The organism is Blautia sp. DFI.3.45 (genome assembly GCF_020593505.1).
Taxonomy (GTDB): domain Bacteria; phylum Bacillota; class Clostridia; order Lachnospirales; family Lachnospiraceae; genus Blautia_A; species Blautia_A wexlerae.
This window is the reverse complement of sequence record NZ_JAJDMI010000006.1, coordinates 14,831-36,546: the sequence shown is the minus strand read 5'-3', so window position 1 is coordinate 36,546 and position 21,716 is coordinate 14,831. Positions and strand designations below refer to the sequence as shown.

The 21,716-nt window shown below is 43.7% G+C and carries 18 protein-coding genes; 2 read left to right on the top strand and 16 right to left on the bottom strand.

All coding sequences use genetic code 11. From position 1 onward, the window contains the following. Nucleotides 1-173: 173 nt before the first annotated feature. Nucleotides 174-992, top strand: a complete 819-nt coding sequence (gene fdhD / locus LJE09_RS03515) for a formate dehydrogenase accessory sulfurtransferase FdhD (protein WP_070100662.1) — start codon at nucleotides 174-176, stop codon at nucleotides 990-992. Here the strand turns inward: fdhD and mobB are convergent. The 16 genes from mobB to LJE09_RS03440 all read right to left on the bottom strand — a co-directional run bounded on the left by mobB (nucleotide 967) and on the right by LJE09_RS03440 (nucleotide 20,613). Continuing rightward, the gene (mobB, locus tag LJE09_RS03510) at nucleotides 967-1,479 is read right to left on the bottom strand and encodes a molybdopterin-guanine dinucleotide biosynthesis protein B (protein WP_008706182.1); all 513 of its coding nucleotides are present in this window, start codon (nucleotides 1,477-1,479) and stop codon (nucleotides 967-969) included. The genes fdhD and mobB overlap by 26 nt on opposite strands. Before the next feature lie 16 nt (nucleotides 1,480-1,495). Then, complete coding sequence (locus tag LJE09_RS03505) at nucleotides 1,496-2,758, bottom strand: molybdopterin molybdotransferase MoeA (protein WP_055059783.1); 1,263 nt, start codon at nucleotides 2,756-2,758, stop codon at nucleotides 1,496-1,498. 239 nt (nucleotides 2,759-2,997) lie between these two features. Continuing rightward, nucleotides 2,998-3,432: an MOSC domain-containing protein gene (locus LJE09_RS03500; protein ID WP_020993504.1), complete on the bottom strand. Its 435-nt coding sequence runs from the start codon at nucleotides 3,430-3,432 to the stop codon at nucleotides 2,998-3,000. 269 nt (nucleotides 3,433-3,701) lie between these two features. Beyond that, nucleotides 3,702-4,904, bottom strand: a complete 1,203-nt coding sequence (locus LJE09_RS03495; RefSeq protein WP_070100109.1) for a PP2C family protein-serine/threonine phosphatase — start codon at nucleotides 4,902-4,904, stop codon at nucleotides 3,702-3,704. After that, complete coding sequence (locus LJE09_RS03490; protein WP_055053034.1) at nucleotides 4,891-6,615, bottom strand: [Fe-Fe] hydrogenase large subunit C-terminal domain-containing protein; 1,725 nt, start codon at nucleotides 6,613-6,615, stop codon at nucleotides 4,891-4,893. Before LJE09_RS03490 ends, LJE09_RS03495 begins: the two co-directional genes overlap by 14 nt. Before the next feature lie 210 nt (nucleotides 6,616-6,825). Next, a complete protein-coding gene (gene fdhF, locus LJE09_RS03485; RefSeq protein ID WP_055053035.1) occupies nucleotides 6,826-9,534 on the bottom strand; it encodes a formate dehydrogenase subunit alpha in 2,709 nt (902 codons plus the stop codon). Nucleotides 9,535-9,547: 13 nt separating this feature from the next. Then, complete coding sequence (locus LJE09_RS03480; protein WP_227310965.1) at nucleotides 9,548-11,425, bottom strand: NADH-quinone oxidoreductase subunit NuoF; 1,878 nt, start codon at nucleotides 11,423-11,425, stop codon at nucleotides 9,548-9,550. Beyond that, nucleotides 11,422-11,904: a complex I 24 kDa subunit family protein gene (locus LJE09_RS03475; RefSeq protein ID WP_008706192.1), complete on the bottom strand. Its 483-nt coding sequence runs from the start codon at nucleotides 11,902-11,904 to the stop codon at nucleotides 11,422-11,424. Before LJE09_RS03475 ends, LJE09_RS03480 begins: the two co-directional genes overlap by 4 nt. A 207-nt stretch (nucleotides 11,905-12,111) precedes the next feature. After that, nucleotides 12,112-12,210, bottom strand: a complete 99-nt coding sequence (locus LJE09_RS19100; RefSeq protein WP_368222107.1) for a DUF6783 domain-containing protein — start codon at nucleotides 12,208-12,210, stop codon at nucleotides 12,112-12,114. A 58-nt stretch (nucleotides 12,211-12,268) separates the two neighbouring features. Further along, entirely contained in the window at nucleotides 12,269-12,961 is a 693-nt protein-coding gene (locus LJE09_RS03470) for a response regulator transcription factor (protein ID WP_008706194.1), read from the bottom strand. A gap of 10 nt (nucleotides 12,962-12,971) precedes the next feature. Then, a complete protein-coding gene (locus LJE09_RS03465) occupies nucleotides 12,972-13,853 on the bottom strand; it encodes a helix-hairpin-helix domain-containing protein (RefSeq protein ID WP_055199713.1) in 882 nt (293 codons plus the stop codon). 96 nt (nucleotides 13,854-13,949) lie between these two features. Continuing rightward, nucleotides 13,950-14,384 carry a DMT family transporter gene (locus LJE09_RS03460; RefSeq protein ID WP_128866308.1) on the bottom strand — a complete coding sequence of 145 codons (435 nt, stop codon included), beginning with the start codon at nucleotides 14,382-14,384 and terminating at the stop codon, nucleotides 13,950-13,952. Between the two features lie 129 nt (nucleotides 14,385-14,513). After that, entirely contained in the window at nucleotides 14,514-17,633 is a 3,120-nt protein-coding gene (locus LJE09_RS03455) for a hypothetical protein (protein ID WP_227194290.1), read from the bottom strand. Between the two features lie 20 nt (nucleotides 17,634-17,653). Then, a complete protein-coding gene (locus LJE09_RS03450; protein WP_055199711.1) occupies nucleotides 17,654-17,974 on the bottom strand; it encodes a hypothetical protein in 321 nt (106 codons plus the stop codon). Between the two features lie 171 nt (nucleotides 17,975-18,145). Further along, a complete protein-coding gene (locus tag LJE09_RS03445; RefSeq protein ID WP_055199710.1) occupies nucleotides 18,146-20,212 on the bottom strand; it encodes a hypothetical protein in 2,067 nt (688 codons plus the stop codon). A 26-nt stretch (nucleotides 20,213-20,238) separates the two neighbouring features. Next, nucleotides 20,239-20,613: a response regulator gene (locus LJE09_RS03440; RefSeq protein WP_008706201.1), complete on the bottom strand. Its 375-nt coding sequence runs from the start codon at nucleotides 20,611-20,613 to the stop codon at nucleotides 20,239-20,241. Between the two features lie 385 nt (nucleotides 20,614-20,998). Between LJE09_RS03440 and LJE09_RS03435 the strand changes: the two genes are divergently transcribed. Then, nucleotides 20,999-21,715, top strand: coding sequence for a LytR/AlgR family response regulator transcription factor (locus LJE09_RS03435; RefSeq protein WP_055053052.1), 717 nt, complete (start codon nucleotides 20,999-21,001; stop codon nucleotides 21,713-21,715). The last annotated feature ends 1 nt before the right edge of the window (nucleotide 21,716 follow it).

Sequence of the window (21,716 nt, the reverse complement as noted above, 5' to 3'; positions counted from 1 at the left end):
TCCTGTTACCGGATACGGGTGAACCGCAACCTTTGTAACCTTTTCTTCTGTTATTCGTCGTCAAAATCACAGGCAATATTTTCTCTCATAATCGTTTGACACTCCATACTCCGCAGTCTATACTTAATGTATCAAGATTATTAAAATCCTTACCGGACGAAAGGAACTGTCCTATGAAAATCAACGAACAATACCACAACCTGAATCTGCTCGAGAATGTTACCTATGAGTTTCTGGGTCGTGACGGAGAAACTCATGAAGAAACAGAACCAATCCTTGTGGAACACATGATGGATGTATATGTAAATGAACGTCTGACCATGAAACTGATCTGTATCCCACAACATCTGGCTGAACTGGTTCTGGGGCGTCTTTTTACTGAAGGAATCATCTCTTCTGCTGATGACGTTGACCAGATCTACATCTGTGAATTCGGCAAACGTGCCCGCGTGATCCTGAGTAAAAATAAATCCGGGCAGTCTCATGAGGAAAATGAAGATTATGTTGCTCCTACTCCGACCTGCTGCACCGGAAATCGTGTTCTTAATGATTATTTTATCACAGATCAGCCAATGACGCCAGTTACACCTGTCCCATGGAAAAAACAGTGGATCTTTGATCTTGCAGACTGTTTCGCCAATGGTACCCCGCTTCACAGCCAGACCTGGGCAACTCACAGCTGTTTTCTTGCCTGTGGCGGAGAACTGCTCTTTCAGTGCGAAGATATCGGACGTCATAATGCTCTGGATAAGGCCATCGGTTATGCCCTGCGCCATAATATTGACCTGAAAAAATGCGTGGTTTATTCCAGTGGACGTATCCCTACAGATATGGTGATCAAGGCAATCCGCGCCGGAATACCGGTTCTGGCAAGCAAGGCATCCCCTTCCGCCGAGGCAGTTGCCATGGCCAAAGAATACCACCTTACCCTTATCTGTGCCGCGCGACGTGACCGTATGAAACTCTTTACCGGAAATAATCCGACAGAATAAATTCTGCAATACACTCTGCATTGTCCAGTTCAAAGAATGGAACATTTTCCAGTACAGACAGTGCATCTCTTTCCTCTGCATCCAGGTTTGTGGCGATCGCCATCAGTTTTTCCGGATTGCAGACACTTTCTGCCGAATTTCCCTTACGGATAATTTCAATTTTCGGATAAGTACTGTATTTAAATCCTTCCAGTAAGATCAGATCTGCCTCCGGAAAAAATTCTGCCAGCTCTTTTTCGGAAATCTGCGGCTGCTGTTTTACCAGCATATATTTGCCTGCTGAAAAAACTGCTGTGCCGTAGGCTCCGGACTGAAGCTGACAGTATGTATCCGTTCCTGGTACGTCCGGCACGAAATCATGCCCGTCATGCTTCAACACCGCCACTTTAAGGCCCTTGTCTTTAAAAATCTCCAAAAGCCTGCAGATCAGAGTTGTTTTCCCTGAATTCTTTACACCGCTGATTGCAAATATTCTTTTTCTTTCCACCTGTTTGCTGCTCCTCTCAAAGCAAAATCGCGCCCACTTTATCCCCTGCGTTCAGGCTTCTGCTTTCCTGATTTTCCATGGTTTTTGTATCAATCAGGCAATTGCAGCCGGCCATGGAACTGAGGACTCCGTTAGAGTGAAGACCATTGGGAAGATGAAATTTTCCATTTTCCAGATATGCCCGGATAAAGCGGCGGCCCTTGATTCCTTTTTCAAAGTTATCAGCCATAATGCCATTTACTTCTTTCAGACCGATTGATGGATCCTGCATCATTTTTTCCAGTGCAGGACGAATCAAAAGTTCTATGCTGACTGCAACACCAAAAGGATTTCCGGAGAGACTGATGATCGGAATCTCTCTTTCTGAAGCGCAATGATCTGTTGCAGTTATATCGGAAGTCTTTTTATATGCAGAAAACAGTGTAGGCATTCCCGGTTTCATCTTTACCCTCCAGAAAATCCGCTCTGCCCCCATCAGTCTCAGGGACTCATGCATAATGTCCTTCTTGCCTACAGATACACCTCCCGTAGTGATGATCATATCTGCCACTTTTGCTGCTTCTTTTAATTTCTCAGACATAACCGTCGGATCATCTTTAACTGCTTCCATATGGAAAGATTCGATTCCCAGTTCACGCAGTCTGACAGACAGCATTGTCATATTGCTGTTGTAAATTTTTCCTTCCGGCAATGGAATTCCCGGTTCTACCACCTCATCTCCTGTAGTCAGAAGCACGATTCTCGGTTGACGGTAAACCGGCACTTTCGCCACTCCCATTCCGGCCAGAATTGCTGCCTCCACATATCCAATATGTGTTCCTTTTTTCAGAAGTGTAGTTCCCTTTTTGAAATCCTCTCCTGAGAAGCAATAATTACTCCATCGCTTCTGTTCACTGTAAACTTCTACCGTATCTTCTCCATAATCGGTATCCTCCTGATAAATACAGCAGTTGCAGCCATTGGGTATTGCAGCCCCTGTCATAATGCGCACTGCCTGTCCCTGCTGGATTTCTCTTTCCGAATACTGTCCGGCATCGATTTCTTCCATGACTTTCAGCCTCACCGGATGCTCTTTAGTGGCACCTGCAAGGTCCTCTGCCTTACACGCATAGCCATCTACCGGAGAGCGGTCAAAAGGAGGATTGTCAAACCCTGCCACCATATCCTGCGCTAGGACTCTTCCCCCTGCTTTATTCAGTTCTGTTTCTTCTGTCTCGTTTATTACAGGCGTATGCTGCAGAATCTGTTCCACTGCCTGTTCTACACTGATTCCCTCCACGCACTAATTCCTCCTCTTGTATATTACATTTTTATAGTCTTTTCAATACCTTTATAACCACCGGGTCAATTGACGGATATATTAGTTTTACCTTTTGAACTCTATAGCAATTTCAGAGAATAATATCACTAAGATACTCCATTAGAGCCTTATTTTTTATAAACCAGATTGTCTTCAGTATTTTGGAAATTGCTATAACATCATAATATTCAGCCCACTGCTGAAGAATTACATATTTTTCATCTCTGTTGGAGAATGATTTCTCCTTCTCTCAGCCTTCCTGCCTCCAGAATCTGACAGAATACAAACCAGGGTTCCATGGGCGTGCATACCTTTTCTCCCTTATAGGCATCTGATGCAGGACCGCCCGCACCGATCCTGACTGCTTCCAGAAGTACATCTCCACAACGAAATCTGTTCCCCTCCGCAATACTGTTCCAGTTAATCCCTTCCACAAGGAGATTTTCTCCAAATCTGCCATATCTGAATTCTTCTTCGGACTGTTCGAAATATTCTTTTACCTTCTCATAAGGAAGAAGACTGACCTGCTTTCTTCCGCCCATTCCATAATGCACATCTCCCACAAGTCCCTGCAGATCAGCTTCGCATTCATGAATGTTCTGCGAGCAGGTCTTGCGTTCCTTACTGATGCATACACATAATATCTTCGCCATTTTCTGTCTCATCCTTCCTGATGTGTTACTGTTCACTCCGTTCACAGCAACACGCTTCGCGATGCAAAAAATATGAACCTCCTTGCGCAAAGCCCAAGGAGTATCGTTTGCTTTGCAAACTCAATTTATGCTAATCGCATAAATTCGCGCGGTATGTCTCGGGTTTTCTGTGACCTTCGCTCACAAAAAACACCTCGCGGGATATTACCAGTGAACAGTAACCCTGATATCTCTTTATAAAACCATGTACTGCTGTTTTTCCTGCTTTCTCAGATCGCCCAGAATGCAATATTCACATTCTTTCCTGCATTCTGCAGATGCTCCACAAGTTCTTCTGCTACCTGTTCTTTCCTTTTTTCTGTGATTCCCAATTCCACGTTACTCTTATTGATAGCACCACCGAAGTAGAAATTAATATCCGTTGCCTGCTCAAACAGCATCACACCAAGCAATGCTGCCGCATCTTTTTTTCGTTTCAGCCTGTTAAAGGACAGCCTGTCCTCCATCCATTCTTCACAATATTCAAGTAAATGCTCAATCGTAAGAAATCCCTCTGTCACCAGCTCTGTACCTTCCAGCTTATAATAGGCAGGAACGTCTCCGCAGGCAGTTTCACTAAGAGAGATCAGCTCTTTATCCAAATACCTGGCAGCACACTGTGCAGTAGTTCCGCCGCAGATTACATGATATCCCTCTGAATCGAAAAAGGACTTCAGATATCGCTCATCATGTTCCTCCTTACTTGGCGGACCGATCATAAGGTTTACCACCTGTTTATGCCGCATCCGCAGAACAATGGCTGTAATATCATCATCCGTTTCATTCAGATTCAGATCCAGGCTGGCCTCTGCCAGATAGCCTGCCATCTCCTGTGCGCTCATCCCTTTATGGTACTTTGCCCTGCAGAAAGCCATTACATCATCTCTTCCCCAGCCGCCGTTGGTAGTTTTTCCCATTCCCGCATTGGTGACACCGTCGGACATAATGATCAGCATATCCTCATCTTTCAGTTCAAAACAGCTTTTATGGATTTCCTTCTCTTCGATCATACTTGTCTCCACCGGATAATCAAAGAGCTCGCCATCCCGGATCAGAATTGCATCCGGATTATCAAACTGATAAAGGCTTACCTGTTTCCCCTGAAAATTCAGCACTGTAAAGGTGGCATATGCCAGATTTCTCACACTGCACACAGGAAGCGTTTTTGCCACTGCACGCACTGCCTCATCCAGTTCCACCTGATTAATGATCATGGTACTGAGCATGGTCGCAGTCAGCGTGGAAAGGATATTCGCCTTTACTCCGCTCCCAAGTCCGTCAGAAAGCACCAGAACATGGTCTTCATCATTTTCTTCAATCTTATAGCAGTCCCCACAGAGAAATTCTTTCTTTTTATTCAGGCTCACATGACCAAAATCCATGCATAAGCCGTCAAATTCCACATTCAGTCCATGATGCTTATTTCTTTTCATTCTCTTCTTCACTCTCCAGAAGTATGGTATTTTTCAGTTTTTCTACTGCCACTTTGGTGTCCGCAGCAGTTTCTCCAAGAAGTCCGGCGATCTGCTGCACGATCTTCAGCTGTTCTTCTACCAGCTTATCTGCCATACGCGCAGCTTCAATCTGGGCATTATGAATCTGATCTTTATGCTTCCGCTCCTTTGTAATATCCTTCATAATGCAGAGAATCATTTTATTTTCTTTATCATTCGTCATTACGCGATCCAGATAACATTTCTGATCCTCCAGATAAATCTCATCCTGCATCAGATTCCGTTCAAAAGCCAGTATACTCGCCAGACTGTAATCATCCATGATCTCCGATACCGGTTTCCCGATCAGGCGCCGCTTTTTCGGCATATTGAACAATTTGGACGCCGCCTCATTCATCTGAATGATCTTCAGATTATAATCCACAGTTACCAGAAGTCCGGGCATGGCATTAAAGACTTTATTGGAGTAACTTTCCTGTTTTGCCCGCATATATGGAATACACATGGCAACCTCAGCCTTATTCTGGATAATGGCAATTGCCTTTTCCCTGCATGTGTTGTACCCGCAGGCACCGCAGTTTAATTCATCCTTTGGAGAAAATTTTCCCATTTCCGCCAGAGCATCCCTGATTTCTTCCTCTGAGACCTCTTCCTGTTCCTGTGCAGGACAGTAACCGAAATTCTTTCTCAATTCAAATCCCGGAAGTTCATAGTCTCCCTGCTCTCTGTGAAAATCTTTTCCAAAGGCTGCATTCTTCACTGCAAGAACATCTGCCAGATAATGTCCCTTCTTCATCTGGAAAGAAGGACCTGCCACACAGCCGCCGCTGCATGCATACATCTCAAGAAAGCAATTTTCAAAATCCTCCGGATGAAGTTCTTCCAGAACCTCCCTGCACTGCTCCATCCCACTTACAGAAAGCCTGCGGATTCCCTTTACAGCCCCAAGCAGGTCTGTTAAACCATCCGCAATGGCGATTTCTCTGGAACGGTAGGCAATCTGCTCAGGTTCTTTCTCAGTTATGGAAATCCCTTCTTTTTTCATCCATTGTGCCAGCTCTTCCAATGTGATCACATAATCCACTTCATTTCCTGAGTCTCTCAACTCTGACATAGCTGAAATACAGGGACTTACATAGACAATCTCTGCCTTCGGATATTTTTTTTTCAGATAACTGGCATGAAACTGCATCATAGAGGCAGACTGTACCAGATTTCCCAGAAGATGCGGATAGTGTTTCTTGACAAGCTGTACGATTACAGGGCAGGCAGAAGAGATCATTATTCCCGGCTCTTTCTGTTCCGCAAAAAGTGCTCTGTACTGCGAAATCATCAGGCTTGCACCTTCTGCTGCATCCGCTGCATCTGCAAATCCCAGCTTCTTCATCGCTTCCCTTATTCCATTGATACCGGTTACCCCAAAACGTGCCAGATATGCTGGATGAAGAGAGGCTATAACCTGCGTCTTATTCTCCATTGCATTGCAGATTGCAGGAATCATATTCTGCTCTTCCTTGGCATCCTGCGGGCAGACAAGGATACACTTCTCACAGTAAATACACTGACTTTCTATGATCCTGGCCTGATGATCATGAACACGTATCGCCTTGACCGGGCAGTTCCGAACACATTTGTAACAATTTTTACAACTGACTTTTTTAAACTGAAGGATTGACTGAAATCTCTGCATGCCTCGTACTCCTTATTATGTAACACTATATTTTTCACAAAAAATTATCTGTAACCGTTCCGTACTTTCACAGAATGATGTACTGCCGAATGATTATTTTTGCCTTTCCATAAAGGAATATGGAGCTGCCGCAAGGACAGCAGATCCATGTGCGACAGCCCCATATAATATTTACGATATCAGATCCGGAACTTTGTCTCCGATATTGTTTTATGCTTTCTCAATCTTAATTGCGCATACCTTATATTCAGGAATTCTTGCGTATTTGTCAAGTGCGGCGTTGGTCAGCCAGTTTGCATTTCCATCCGGGAAGTGGAATGGCATCCAGCTCTCACCCGGTGAGGTCTTTGTACCTACACGAGCGGTAGATTCAATGGATCCTCGTCTGGAAGAAACTCTGACTTTATCACCGTTTTTGATACCCAGCTTATCGGCATCTACGATGTTCATTTCGATAAATGACTTACCTTCTATCTCCATAAGCTCAGGTGTCTTTCCTGTCATGGCTCTTGTTGTGTAATGATACAGAATACGTCCTGTCATAAGGATGATCGGATATTCCTTATCCGGAAGTTCTGCTGACGGTACATATTTTGCAGGGTAGAACCAGCCAAGACCACGGGAGAATTTACCAACATGCATGATCGGTGTTCCCGGATGATCCTTGGAGGTACATGGCCACTGAAGTCCCTGTCCATGAACTTCTTCACTGTCAAGACGTTCATGGCTGATACCTGCGAAGCTCGGTGTCAGGGATGCGATCTCATCCATGATCTGAGCAGAAGTCAGATGTGGCTGCGGATATCCCATGCGGTTCATCAGATCAATAATAATATCTGTATCCAGTCTCATCTCTCCAGGTACTGTGACAGCCTTGCGGACTCTCTGTACGCGGCGCTCTGTATTGGTAAATGTACCCTCTTTCTCTGCATAGCTTACACCAGGAAGGATAACATCTGCATACTGAGCTGTCTCTGTCATGAAAAGTTCCTGAAGTACAAAGAAATCAAGACTCTTTAATGCTTTGATAATGTGTGTGGTATCCGGATCAGTAACTACCGGGTCCTCACCATAGATATACAGACCTTTGATCTCGCCTGTGATTGCTTTCGGGAATACATCAGTTGCATGAGTTCCTATATTCGGATCAAGTTTTACACCCCATGCTTTCTCAAATTTCTCACGAACTGCAGGATCAGTAACCTTCTGATATCCTGGATATACATTCGGCTGAGCGCCCATATCGCAGGCACCCTGTACGTTATTCTGTCCACGAAGCGGGTTAACACCACAGCCTTCACGTCCAAGCTTACCAACCATCATTGCCATATTGGACATGGACATAACGCCCTCTGTACCTGTGGAATGTTCGGTTACACCAAGACAGTAGATGATTGGAGCGCGGTCAGCTTTTGCATACATGATCGCTGCTTTTCTCAGATCGTCTGCGTCAATGTGGCAGATTTCAGCTACCTTCTCAGGTGTGTAATCTTTTACGATTTCCTTTAATTCTTCAAAACCTTCGGTACGCTCTGCAATGAACTTGTCATCCTGAAGACCTTCAGAAAGGATCACATTCATGATGCCGTTTGCAAAAGCAACATTTGTACCAGGTTTCAGTTTCAGATGGATATCTGCTTTCTTAGCCAGACCGATATCACGAGGATCAACTACGATCAGCTTGCAGCCTCTCTTGATGGCCTGACGGATCTGCATGCCGACTACAGGATGTGCTTCCTCAGGGTTGGAACCAACCAGCATGATCAGATCTGCATTCTTTGTGATATCCTCAATTGGGTTTGTCATGGCACCTGAGCCAAGAGTCATCGCAAGACCTGCTACAGATGCGGAATGACATACACGTGCACAGTTATCTGTATTGTTGGTGCCGAAGCAGCAGCGAACCATCTTCTGTACCATGTAAATATCTTCATTGGGTGATCTGGAACATGCAAAGCCTGCAAGAGAATCAGAGCCGTACTGTTTCTTGATCTCCATAAATTTGGAAGCAACAAGATCCAGCGCCTCATCCCATGTTGCACGTTCGAATTCACCTGTCTCTTTATTCTTGATCAGCGGATATTTAATACGCTCCGGTGACTGTACGAAATCGAAACATCCGCTGCGTCCCTTAACACAGAGCAGCCCTTTGTTGGACGGTCCGTTTACAGCTTCTGTATCTACGATCTTTCCGTCTTTTACAAGGAGATAATACTGGCAGCCTGTTGCACAGTGAGGACAGGTAGTCAGAACCTTCTTGTCAATCTGGTACGGACGATATTTCTTTCTGCGCTTCATGGTCAGTGCACCTGTCGGACAGGCCTGTACACAGTTACCGCAGGATTCACAGATACCTTCGTTCCATTTATGTTTGTAATGTGCACCGATCACTGACTGGAAACCACGATCCATAGTGTCGATGGCACCTCTTCCCACAATCTCCTTACATGTATTCACGCAGCGATGACAGAGAATACACAGGCTTGGATCATAGGTAAAGAATTTATTGGTATCATCTATCGGCATATCCTTCATTTCACCGGGATAGCTTGTCTCAGTCACACCATATTCAAAACAGTAGTCCTGTAATTTACAGTCACCGTTTGCCTCACAGGAGAAGCAATGTACACGATGATCAGAAAGAAGGAGGTCAAGGGTATCTTTACGATATGCAACTACCTTCTCTGACATTGTCTGTACTTCATCACCCTCTGAGCAGCGAAGTGTACATGCCGTATCAAATTTGGTTCTTCCATTGTTTGTTACTTCTACCACGCACAAACGACAGGAACCATCCGGCAATACATCTTCCAGATAGCAGAGTGTAGGAATCTCCACTCCGATCTGTCTGGCAGCCTGCAGAATGGTCGTACCTTTTTCCACTTCTACAGGAATTCCATCTATTGTCAAATGAATCATCTTTTCACCCTCCTTAATTCACAGAAATTGCGCCGAATACACAATTTTCCAGACATGTTCCGCACTTAATACACTTGGAGGTATCAATGCTGTGAGGCTCTTTCTTATTGCCTGTGATCGCACCAACCGGACAGTTTCTCGCACACTTGGTACATCCTTTACATTTCTCAGGATCGATCACATAAGAACGCATTGCCTTACATACATGAGCCGCGCACTTTTTATCAACAATATGCTCTACATATTCATCTCTGAAGTTTCTTAATGTGGAAAGTACAGGAAGCGGTGCACTCTTTCCAAGTCCGCAGAGTGAACGGTCCTTGATAAAGTTTCCAAGATGCTCCAGTTTATCCAGATCCTCTACTTCACCCTTTCCGTCTACGATCCTCTCAAGGATCTCAAGCATACGCTTGGTGCCGATACGGCAGGGACCACATTTACCGCAGGATTCTCTCTGGGTGAAGCCCATAAAGAAACGTGCAACCTCTACCATACAGGTATGTTCATCCATAACTACCAGACCACCGGAACCAACGATCGCACCATATTTCTTAACAGAGTCGAAATCAAGAGGTACATCCAAATGTTCTTCTGTCAGACATCCACCGGATGGTCCGCCAATCTGAACAGCCTTGAATGCAGCGCCGGATTTCAGACCTCCACCGATATCGAAAATAATCTCTCTTAAAGTTGTTCCCATCGGAACTTCGATCAGACCTGTATTTTCGATAGAACCGGTCAATGAGAAAGTCTTTGTTCCAGGTGAACCCTCTGTACCGATACTTCTGTACCAGTCAGCTCCTTTGAGAATGATCTCCGGAATATTTGCATAAGTTTCTACGTTATTCAGAACAGTAGGCTTTGCCCACAATCCCTGTTCAACTGTACGGGGCGGTTTTACACGAGGCATGCCTCTGCTTCCTTCGATAGATGCAGTCAGGGCAGAACCTTCACCACATACAAAAGCTCCTGCACCACGGTTGATATGCATATGGAAAGAGAATCCTGTTCCAAGAATATTGTCTCCCAGAAGTCCGTTCTCCTCCAGAACTGCAATTGCATGTTTCAGACGTGCTACAGACTGCGGATATTCTGCACGTACATAAATATATCCATGCTGTGCTCTTACTGCGTAAGCTGCAAGCATCATACCTTCGATCAGACGATACGGATCACCTTCCATTACGGAGCCATCCATAAATGCTCCCGGGTCACCCTCATCACCGTTACAAACCACATAATGAACAGGATCAGCCTGGCGTGCTACCTGAATCCATTTCTTACCTGCCGGGAAACCGCCGCCACCACGTCCGCGGATACCGGATTTATCAACCTGATCAATAACCAGATCCGGATTCATCTCAAACATTGCTTTCTCCAGAGCCTGGAAACCGCCGCTTGCTATGTACTCATTCAGAGATTCTGCATCAAACTTACCACAGTTCTTCAAAACAATACGGGTCTGTTTCGCGATAAACGGAATATCTTCCGGTCCGCGGCTTACTTTACCGCCTTTCTGATAAAGCAGTCTCTCGATAGTCTCATTACCCTGAACACTCTTCTCAAAAATCTCCTGGCAGTCTTCGATCTGAACCTTCGTATACTGGATCACATCGTCGCCTTTCTGGATACGAACAAGTGGTCCAAGTTCACAGACACCCTGACATCCTGTTTTCTTTATACCTACATGTGCATCTTTGTCATGAGGTCCAAACTCAATGGTAACTCCCGGAGCATCTTTGGCAATCTCCATGAATTTCTCATAAATTTTCTGAGAACCGGTTGCCACACATCCGGTACCTGAACAGACAAGAATACGACAGTCATAAGAATTAAGTTCTTTCACAGCTTCTTCTCTGATCTGCTCCAATACTTCCTTATTCTGGATCATCCCTGTTCGCCCCCTCTCAGTTTATCAATCAGCTCATCTGCCTTCTCCGGAGTCATTCTCGGATATACCTCTTCATTGACCATCATAGTCGGTGCAAGTCCGCAGGCACCAAGACAGGAAACTGTTTCCACAGTAAACATCATATCGTCTGTCGTCTTCTTTGTCTTTGACAGCCCCAGTTTCTTATAAAGTTCCTCCAGAACCGGTATTGATTTTCTTACATGACAGGCTGTTCCGTCACAGACCTTGATCACATATTTACCTTTCGCATCAAATGAGAAATTCTCATAAAATGTGGCAACACTGAACGCTTTCGCTTCTGTCACACCGATCTGCTCCGCAACATATGTAAGCAATTCTTCCGGGAGATATCTGTACACCCCCTGAATATCCTGCATGATCGGAATCAGTGATGCCGGCTTTTTACCATAGAAAGCAATGATCTCATCCGCTTTCTGATAAAATGACTGATCTAGCATTTCGCACCCTCCTTATACCTGTTTTTTCTCTTTTTATTGCACTCTTTACATATTGTAACGTTAATTATATGCCTTTTTCGTCATTTTCACAAGCGCATTTATAGAAATTTTCTAATTTTTTATCATTTTCCTCTATAGATGTTTATTTTGTTTGTCTAATTTTTATCAGTTTTGTTCAATACTAAACCATCTCAGATGTAAACCAAACTAAACTAAATCAAACTGAACTGCCATTCTTTCTCTAGAGCGTGTCTGAAAAAGGCTTTCTGCAAGATGTGCGTCACAATCAGTCCTAACAAAAAACAGACCACATTTTATGATCTTTGTTTCATAAAATGTGGTCTGACTGTTTCATGCGTTCTTTTTATTGAGCCTGGAAATAATATCCAACGCCCCATTTGGTGTGTACATACTTCGGTTCACTTGGATTGGTTTCAATCTTCTCACGGAGACGGCGGATATGTACGTCTACAGTACGGACATCACCCGGATACTCATATCCCCATACAATATTCAGCAAGTTCTCACGGCTGTAAACCTTATTCGGATTAAATACCAGAAGCTCCAGTACATCAAATTCCTTTGCTGTCAGATTAATCTCTTTACCTGCAATAAATACACGTCTGCCTTCACAGTCCATACGAAGATCGCCCACCTGAATGCTCTTTGCCTTTTCTTTCTCCTCGTGGTCGCTTCCCGCACGGCGCATGATCGCTTTGATACGTGCCTTAACTTCCAGGATATTGAACGGTTTGGTGATATAATCATCCGCACCATATTCAAGACCAAGGATCTTATCCATATCCTCGCCCTTAGCTGTCAGCATCACGATCGGCACATTGGAAAATTCACGGATCTGCTGGCATACTTCCAGCCCGTCCATCTTCGGCAGCATCAGATCCAGAAGGATAATATCATATTTTTTATCTTTTGCTTTCTCTACTGCCTCTTCTCCATCATAAGCGCAGTCTACCTCCATACCATCCTGTTCCAGACTAAAACGGATTCCTTTTACGATCAGTTTCTCATCATCTACTACCAAAACTTTCCTGCTCATTCGGTTCTCCTTATCCTACTACTATCTCATCTTTTATCTTTGCAAAAGTACCTTCTTTGATACCCTGTACATTCATAATATCCTCTATCGCAGCAAATGGCCCGTTCTCTTCTCTGTAGGCAATGATCGCCTGCGCACGTGTTGCACCGATCCCCGTCAGCGTAGTAAGCTGAGCTTCATCTGCTGTATTTATGTTGATCCTGTTATCCTGCTGAACCTGAGCGGTCATCCCCGTGTTCTGTCCTGTCCCGGCACTTCCATTCATCTGTCCATCTGATGCCCCGGACATCTCTGCCGGATCCAGTCCCTGCCGCTCCATCTCTTCCTGTGTGAGAATATAAAGCTGCTGTCCGTCTGTCAGAACTCCTGCACGGTTTACACAGGTTAGAGCTGCCTCGGGAAGATATCCTCCCGCTGCCTCAATCGCCTGAAACACCCGGCTCCCGGCTGCCAGCTGAAAAACTCCCGGATTCGCAACTGCTCCGCAGACATCAACATAGATCATCGCCTGCTGCATTTCCTTATCAGAAACTGCTTCTGACCCATTATCTATATCAGCATCTGAAATATGTTTCCCGGAATCACTTCCTGTCCCATTACCTGCATCTGAACCATCTGATTCTGCCTGTTTTTTCCAGGACTCTGCAGAACTGCCATCATCATTCTGTCGATCTTCTGTATCAGCTTTCTTCTCATCTGTATCTTTCTTCGACTTCTGTCCTGATGTTTTCTCTTCTGATGACTCCGCATCCACCTCTGCCTTTGCTTCCTGCAATCCATCTATCAGAAACTGTGCCTCTCTGCTCTTACATCCTGTCAGTCCTGTAAGAAACAAAGTTCCACATAATATCAGTGTCACAGTATAACAACATCTGTTTTTTATTTTTATCATAAGGGTCCTCCTCTTATTTCTCAGAGTAAGAGTCCCCCTGTCCATAATGCCACCCTTATTGTAACGAAATCTTAATGATTTTACAATAGTAAACTCTTATTTTTGCCACTTAAATATAACAATTCCGGAAATCGCGATCAGCAATCCAAGGATTTTGCGCCATTCAAAGGGTTCTTTATCTACCCCAAACAATCCAAATAATTCAATTACATAAGCAACTGCCAGCTGCGAAATAACGATCAGCATTGCTGCCCTGGCAGGTCCAAGGGCTCCCATACTCTGGATTACTGTAATGGTAATAAACGCTCCGATCACTCCGCCAAGAAGTGTATATTTATTGTTCACCTGCCAGAGTGCAGCCACACTTTCCCGTCCTGTAAAAAGCCAGGCAAGAACGCAGACTGCAAAAGCCGACAGCTGTACCCATCCGGTTGATACCCAGAGGCTGGTCTGCTTTGTCACCTCCGTATTAAAAACACCCTGAATGCTCATCAGTGCCCCTGAAATCAATGCCACTATAAATCCCCACATAAATCTGCCCTCCTGGATAATATGATCATTCTGCTTACTCCGGTAATCATTTCTGTACCGAAAAGAGGTACTGCCGTTTAGCAGCACCTCTTGTTTTCTTTAGTATCAGTTTATTCAGTTACGAAAAAATCATACAGCAAATTTCTTCATTGTGGAATATGGACTGTAAACTCTGGACTTGTTCTTGGAGGTTCTATTCCAGGATCGCACTGTCACATACCAGGTACCTTTCTTTACGTTTGTAAAGGTTACAGTTACGGTATTTTTGCCTTCTGTACGTTTCACATATTTCTTAACCGGATACTTCTCTCCTGCGGAGGTCTTGTATTTGGTTCCGAGCAGAATCTCATAACCTGTGGCATTTTTACATTTTGTGTAAGTAACAGTCACTGTGTTTCCTTTTACAGTGATATCCCTGATCTTTGGCTGCTGTGGTGTGACAACTGTGATCTTGATCTTTTTAACCTTTGTCCAGGAACCATAGACCTTATTGCCCTGTGCATCCAGAACCCAGCTTCGGGCTGCCACATACCAGGTACCTTTTGCCAGATATCTGAAAGATGCCTGTGGCTTGCCGGTTGAGGAAACTGTTTTGCTGAATTTACCGGTCTTAAGCATATCTGATTTCCTGCTGATCACGAAGTCATAACCCTGAGCACCGGCACATCCTTTGGCAAGTTTGACAGTAAGCTTGTTTCTGTCAATGGAGTAGCTGGAAATCTTGGTGTCGGCAGGTCGCAGGTATGCACCGTTTTCATCTGTGATACTTCCGTCTGTGTGAATAACTCTGCCATTGAGGGATTCTGTACCAAATGCCATGAAATAATCCTGTCCTTTGGAAAGGGTAAAGTCAGCATATGGAATGCTATCCTCAAATGCACCGCCTACAGTTACAGTCTGGATACACTGCAGAACCCCATTCTCAACATCATACCAGAACAGATTTGCCATAAGTCCTGCACAGGAGGCATCTGCTTTTACAGAAAGCACAGCCGGAAAATCAAAAGTTCCGTTTCTTCCAAGATGGAAACCGAAATCATTCTGGTTTGTGGAAATCAGGCTGTATAATGCTGCCGGGATATATTCTGCTGTGTTTGTAACAGAAAGATCGGTATCTGCAGGTGTTTCTGCTGTAATGGAAGTACCGTTAATCTTCCAGATGAAACCATTCTCCATATCAAGATTCAGGGAAATATCTTTTCCTTTTATCCCGGATAAAACGGAAGCAGGAAGTGTCCTGGCACCATTCATGATAATGGAGATGGTATCTTTTTCTTTGGATGTCTTGATCAGATCATTAACAGTATCCCAGCTTTTCTTCTGGAAACTTCCCTCAATGTAAGGTTCCCCGTCACCAAGCTTTCCGAGATTTTTTGTATCCTGATGTTTGCATCGTTTACAGGTGTAAGTTATGATTCCGTCAGTTTCTGTAGTTGGTTCTGTAGTGATAACGCCGTTGTCATAGTCATGGCCGTATGCGGAAATGGTATAACCATAGGAAAGTGTTTCATTACAGTCTGTGCAGTAGGTATCTCCGCTGTAGCCGCTGGAAGTGCAGGATGGAGAGGAGTAGTAACGTTCTGCGGTATGTGGGTGTGTACATGCTTTTCTGGTGATTTTAAATTCAACAGATTTATTTACATAATTGTCAGCATCTGTACCATTATAAACTGCTCTAGCGGAAACTTCTTCTCCTACAGGTAATTCTTTAGAAATATCGGAATCATTCCATTTCCAGTCATCCTCGAAACAGTTCTTAACATCTCCGACTTTCTTACATGACCATGAGACGGGTATTGTAGTAATGGTTGGTTTATTTGAAGGTGCTTGTGCTTTTGAAATGATAAATTTCCATTCTGGTGCAGATATGTAAGTAGCTGAACTGTAGTATTCACCTTCCTCTACATTAATCTTAAAAGTATAAGTACCCGCATCTGTGGGGCTGTTTATGGGTGAAATTCCATCTTCTTTAAAATACGTTACTTGAGTAATTTCACCATGACCAGTGACATCATCTTTCCATTTGATACATTTACTAATATCAACAGGGTTATCTTTATTATATGTAAAATTTGGCTGTGTAAAAACAAATTGGTCAGCGGTGGGATCTGTTTTTATACGACTAAATTGCTTATTATTGAAAGAATACTTCCTTTCTTCAGTTCCAACAGTTATAATGTGCTCTGCTTCAGTTAGCCATGCATACAAATTAGTGTTATTAGGTTCAACATTTGTATGATTTACAGGTGTCCATGGACTACCGTCAACTTTTACCTTTAAAGAATCAGGATTGTTAATAGTACAACAGTAAACCTCATCTTGGTCGTTTTTTGGGGAACCGGATACAGAAGAGGCTTTTACCGAGCCGCCATTAATGGTAATATTTTCGCAAGAACCTCCATATCCATAGCCGCCACCAATTCCGGCACCACCCGTAGAACTAGCATTTACAGAAGCATTATTAATGGTAATATCACTGCCAGCGCATTGCTTGCTGCCACCAATTCCAGCACCATACGTAGAACTAGCAATTACAGAACAACTATCAATAATAATATTACTGCAAGAGCCGGAGCCTTGATAGCCGCCACCAATTCCGGCGCCATCCCCATCGATACTACGAGCATTTAAGATTCCTGCAGTAGTGTCTGAATCATTGGTTTTTATTATAAGCTGAGCTTCGTTATCTTTCTGTAAACCGGCTTTATAGTTATCCTTTGTTATAAGACTATTTGTGCCTGTTAAATGGATAGTGACTGCAGCCTTCACATTTCCCATTATTTGCAGTGCCGGACCAGCAAATGTATTGATATTTACGTTATTAAGATAAATGTTGATATTGGCTCCCGCCAAAATCTTTCCTCCATCAACCACAATTCTATTTCCTGTTTCCTGGCTACATATGAATTTGTGATTTCCTGCCGACTTTATAGTATAAACTCCTTTCGTAACCTTATCGTTATCAGCTAAATCAACAATTTCTCCAGCTTGTTCATTTTCCGCAGCAGCCATTGCCTCATCGGGGGCATCGTTAAATTCTGGAACCTCTTCTGAACTGAATACAGACAGTTCCTCATCTGTCTCTCCTGCCTCTTCCAGCTCCTCATTGGTAAAAATCTCCGGAGTTTCTTCCTCAGACACTACATCCGGATTTCCGGAAGTAAATTCTTCTGCAAATATGGTCTGGGGGATCATATTTGCGGAACACAGTGCAAGTGCCAGAATCCCGGCTAATAACTTTTTCCTCATGCTTTCCACCTTTCCTTTCTTTATACATGATCTTCTGCGTCTTGACTCTTTTGTCCTCTTTTTCTGAATTTGATACATAATGCGGTAATCACGACTGCCACATTAAAGGAAATGACAGCCACCAACACATAGCCGCCTGCGTCCTCATGCAGCAGAATTGTGCCGTACATTCCCGTAACGTTTATTGGCTGGCTTTGCATTATCCCCATTGCTCCCACAAGAGACAGGAATAACAGGGTACACAGAACAGACAGCCGGCAGACTGCGCGCCGCTCCTGGCGGCGGTGATATTCATGCATTCGTTTTTTTACCAGTGCGATACGGGTTTTGGTATCATACATACCTTCCAACCTCCTTCCCAAAAAACAGTCAAAAAAAGTCTTTCACTTATATAGGTACAAAAAAACCGAAAAACTCTCACCTGAAAATCAAATTTTTTTAAAAAATTTGAGAGCTGCCGAAACAGCTCCCAAAAACGGAAAATCAGGTTATATTATTGTATCGAATCTCCTTCAGATTCCCAGAACAGCGGATATCTTAATCTCTTTTTCCGTTTCGCTGAGATCAAAGTCACCACCATCTTCCACAGTCATGTGTACCTCATACAGTACGTCTTCGGATAATGTATCCGGTGTTTCACCATCTTCTGTCTGGATATGCCATTTCTCTGCCGGAACTTCTTTCAAGGTACCATCTGCGCCATATGCATACAGCTTCATAGAACCTGTTTCCCCTGAGATTCCTTTCATACGTATTGCAACGGTCGTATTCGGATGTACATTCTCAATTGTGATCGTGTTCAGCCATCCTTCCACATCTCCCTGGCCGCCGTCTGCTTCAAATTTCTCCTGGCTTAACACATTGCGCATTGCCTGATCCAGATCCACCTTGCGGTAAGGCATTTCCGGCAGATATACAAACCTGTCCTGAAGTCTCAGAAGTTCCAGATAACCGGTCGGACAATAAAGTGAATTTCCGCTATTCCCGGCATACATACCGATAGCCATGTTATTGTATCCCGGTTTGTCAGAAATATCCATGGTAAATACAGTCTCGCCTGTCTCAAAATCAAGCATGATATACTGCCACATACCAGTTTCCAGATTCTGTACATATCCGTAAATATATCCTGTTGCAGTGGACAGCTTCATCATGGAAGTGTCAGACAGATCACTTCTGCACCAGATACTCTTCATCTCATATCCGTCCTCCGTCTTAACTGTATCCACACGTTCTATACCCGGCGCGATCATTTTATTGCCCTGTCTCAGCCAGCCCACATCATAAATATTCTCATAGCTTTGTATTGAGGAATCATTATCTGCTTCTCCAAGCTTCGCACTTCCTGCACCAAACCAGTTACATACGATTGTGCTTACTGTTCCCTCTCCATCATCATATACAATTGCAGAATTTTCCACAGACACCTGTGTACCTTCCGGAAGCTCATCTATAACAGGCATACTCGCAACCTGTTCTCCTGTTTTCATATCCACCGCAATAAGATTTACCGGATCCTGATTGTCTGTAAACATAACCAGATCTTTGGTCAGAGACGGGGAACATCCACCTCCCCATGCAAGACCGCCACCTGTCGTCTCATCGCCTTCTTTGCTTTCCTTGGCACCCACACTTTTATAGGAAGTTTCCCAGACTTTTTTCACACCATTATCCGCCTTGAGCAGATAACACTTCTGATTTGTCAGAATGACCGCACCCTCCTTAGATGCCGCAATACCATTCTCTGCACCCTCTCCCGGTTCCAGTTCATATACAAACACTGCATCTGACAGATCCACATCTTCTCCATTCAAGATCTTATCGATAGCTGCACGTGAAACATAGCCAAAGGTTCCCTGCTGTTTTCTGTCGGGATAAATGCGGAAGCCTCCTGTTGCAAACCAGAGATTTCCCTCATAATCAAAAACTACAGATAACAGATTCTGATCCAGTGTTTTTCCAAGTGCTGCCTCTGCTGCCGCTTTAATATCAATATCCAGCACTTTCTCAAATTCCGGAAGTACATTTCCCTCCTCATCTGTAGCCTTAAGCATAAGTACCCGATTATCGTTCGTCGGACACACCAGACGGTTACTCTCATCTACAAAGGAATAGGAACTCTGGATCAGATAATCTCCATTATCATGCTGTTTTGGAGAAAAATATCCCAGTGTCTGTGTTTCCTCTGCATTAATATCACGGATTGCCAGTCCACCAAGCAACGGAACTACTGCATGTCCGTAAGAATCAAAAAAGACTGCCGGGGAAGCATTAGGATTAACTTTTTCATAAGAAACATTGATCTCAGAATAAATATCAACAGGCAATACCTCATCTGTTGAATCTGTATTATAGCAGTCATGATGAATATTGGAATCACTTGCTGCCATATAAGGATTCACATCCATAACCTTCGGTGTAAGTGTCTTTATAGGCAATTCTGATGTCTGACCTGCATTTTCCTCTGTCTGTGTTTCTTCTACCTGTGTTTCCTCTGCACGTACCATATTTATTGACGGTTCAGATGTTGTAGCTGCTATAAAAGCGATCATTGCAAGAATTAAAGCTCTTTTCTTCATAATTGTTTTCCTCCTGAGTGTTTTTGTCATATTACATTTCTGCGTTCAAACCAGATGGAGAGTCCTTCTTTTATTTTCTGCTCTTCCACAGGTTTCATAAAAAAATATTCTATCCGCATCCTGAACGCATGAAGCGAAAAATCAAGATCACTGCACCAGATGATTCCACATTTCGGATACAGGGAACGGAGATGTTCTGCCGCATTCAGCCCAGACACACCTGGCAATGCAAGAAACACCACTGCCGGTACTGTTTTTCGTATCCGCCCAAAAAACTGTTCCTGATTCTGATAGATTTCAATCAATGGAAAAACTTTCTTTTCTGTACAGTAATTCCTGATATATTCCGCACAGTTCTGTCCTTCCTGTTCCTGATCAGTTAATATGGCAATACAATACACGACATCCCTCCTCTTCCATTTGATGTACTCCCATTTGTTATCCTCATTATAAAAAAGTCAAAAATTTTTTCAATAATTCTGTCACGAAACGACAGAAAATGACACGAATTGCAAATCCATGGTATTGTTTTGTGATATACTTATAGCAGAATTTTATGATATCAGGGTCAAAAGTTCAAAAAGTCGTTCGTGCTTGCACGATAAGACTTTTGAACTTGGGACCCGCCAAACATGAGAAAGCAGCGATTTACGTAGTAAATCAGCGGATTTCGAATGTTTGAGAATTGCGGGAGCTGCTTTGCAGCGAAGCAATTCGTAGATATCAAGTTAGGGGCAAAATGCCTTTTGACCCTAACATCATTTTATAAATAAAGGAAGATTTACTATGAGAATTGCAATTGTTGATGATATTTCAGAAGAACGGACACTGCTTCGCAACAGACTGGAATCTCAATTTTCCAGGCGCAATGTCCACGTAGATATATTTGAATATGAAAATGGAGAAACTTTCCTCACTGCAGCGAAGGAATGTCCTTTCACGGTAGTGTTTCTGGATATTTATATGAATGGTTCTAACGGGATTGATACAGCAAAAGAACTTCGCAGGTCAGATACTGACTGTCTGCTAGTCTTTACAACAACTTCCACTGACCATGCATTAGAGGGATTTCAGGTCAGGGCTCTCCACTATCTTGTAAAGCCCTACAGTGAAAATGATATTTCCGTACTGGCAGATGAAATCCTTTCCCGCATCCCGGATTCCGGGAAATACATAGATGTAAAGGTAAACGGCAGTAATATTCAGATTCCCTTCCGGAAAATAATCTACGCAGAACATTTTTCCCATATGATCCACATTCACACTTCCGGTGAAAGGGAACTGGTCACCCGCCAGTCCTTTGATTCCTTCATAACCTCCCTGAAAATGGACTCACGTTTCTATCAGTGTAACCGGGGCGTTGTGATCAATCTGGAGCATGCCGTTGATTTTGACGGAACAGGCTTTCGCCTTGATAACGGAAGCAATGTCTCTGTCAGCCGGAAGCTGCTGAAAAACGCCAGACAGACATTTATGGAATTTCTGTTCCAAAGGAGGTCCTGAA

Excerpts from the sequence above, each read along its gene's own strand:
- LJE09_RS03475 (WP_008706192.1), bottom strand. The coding sequence starts at position 11,904 with ATGCTAGATCAGTCATTTTATCAGAAAGCGGATGAGATCATTGCTTTC.
- LJE09_RS03470 (WP_008706194.1), bottom strand. The coding sequence starts at position 12,961 with ATGAGCAGGAAAGTTTTGGTAGTAGATGATGAGAAACTGATCGTAAAA.
- LJE09_RS03490 (WP_055053034.1), bottom strand. The coding sequence starts at position 6,615 with ATGCAGAGATTTCAGTCAATCCTTCAGTTTAAAAAAGTCAGTTGTAAA.
- LJE09_RS03435 (WP_055053052.1), top strand. The coding sequence starts at position 20,999 with ATGAGAATTGCAATTGTTGATGATATTTCAGAAGAACGGACACTGCTT.
- fdhD (WP_070100662.1), top strand. The coding sequence starts at position 174 with ATGAAAATCAACGAACAATACCACAACCTGAATCTGCTCGAGAATGTT.
- LJE09_RS03480 (WP_227310965.1), bottom strand. The coding sequence starts at position 11,425 with ATGATCCAGAATAAGGAAGTATTGGAGCAGATCAGAGAAGAAGCTGTG.
- LJE09_RS03460 (WP_128866308.1), bottom strand. The coding sequence starts at position 14,384 with ATGTGGGGATTTATAGTGGCATTGATTTCAGGGGCACTGATGAGCATT.
- LJE09_RS03450 (WP_055199711.1), bottom strand. The coding sequence starts at position 17,974 with ATGTATGATACCAAAACCCGTATCGCACTGGTAAAAAAACGAATGCAT.
- LJE09_RS03455 (WP_227194290.1), bottom strand. The coding sequence starts at position 17,633 with ATGAGGAAAAAGTTATTAGCCGGGATTCTGGCACTTGCACTGTGTTCC.
- LJE09_RS03445 (WP_055199710.1), bottom strand. The coding sequence starts at position 20,212 with ATGAAGAAAAGAGCTTTAATTCTTGCAATGATCGCTTTTATAGCAGCT.
- LJE09_RS03500 (WP_020993504.1), bottom strand. The coding sequence starts at position 3,432 with ATGGCGAAGATATTATGTGTATGCATCAGTAAGGAACGCAAGACCTGC.
- LJE09_RS03495 (WP_070100109.1), bottom strand. The coding sequence starts at position 4,904 with ATGAAAAGAAATAAGCATCATGGACTGAATGTGGAATTTGACGGCTTA.
- fdhF (WP_055053035.1), bottom strand. The coding sequence starts at position 9,534 with ATGATTCATTTGACAATAGATGGAATTCCTGTAGAAGTGGAAAAAGGT.
- LJE09_RS03465 (WP_055199713.1), bottom strand. The coding sequence starts at position 13,853 with ATGATAAAAATAAAAAACAGATGTTGTTATACTGTGACACTGATATTA.